The sequence below is a fragment of the Streptococcus wuxiensis genome, assembly GCF_040888245.1.
GTDB classification, from domain to species: Bacteria; Bacillota; Bacilli; order Lactobacillales; family Streptococcaceae; genus Streptococcus; species Streptococcus wuxiensis.
The window spans coordinates 1-605 of sequence record NZ_JBFNFE010000017.1; the positions used below are offsets into that span (position 1 = coordinate 1).

A 605-nucleotide genomic window follows, 5' to 3' on the forward strand; every position below is an offset into this window, starting at 1 on the left:
CGCTCGGGACCTACGTATTACCGCGGCTGCTGGCACGTAGTTAGCCGTCCCTTTCTGGTAAGATACCGTCACAGTGTGAACTTTCCACTCTCACACTCGTTCTTCTCTTACAACAGAGCTTTACGATCCGAAAACCTTCTTCACTCACGCGGCGTTGCTCGGTCAGACTTCCGTCCATTGCCGAAGATTCCCTACTGCTGCCTCCCGTAGGAGTCTGGGCCGTGTCTCAGTCCCAGTGTGGCCGATCACCCTCTCAGGTCGGCTATGTATCGTTGCCTTGGTGAGCCGTTACCTCACCAACTAGCTAATACAACGCAGGTCCATCTGGTAGTGGTGCATTTGCACCTTTCAAGCAGCTATCATGCGATATCTACTGTTATGCGGTATTAGCTATCGTTTCCAATAGTTATCCCCCGCTACCAGGCAGGTTACCTACGCGTTACTCACCCGTTCGCAACTCATCCGGAAAGAGCAAGCTCCTTCCTTCAGCGTTCTACTTGCATGTATTAGGCACGCCGCCAGCGTTCGTCCTGAGCCAGGATCAAACTCTCATTAAAAGTTTGAGTTCTCACTCATTTCTGTCACTGACAGATTTATTGTTTTTT

Annotated in this window: 1 rRNA gene; it reads right to left on the reverse strand. The window is 50.7% G+C overall.

The annotated features are described in order from the left end of the window. Nucleotides 1-557: ribosomal RNA gene (locus AB2B47_RS08605) — 16S ribosomal RNA — on the reverse strand; the annotation flags it as partial. Nucleotides 558-605 lie beyond the last annotated feature (48 nt).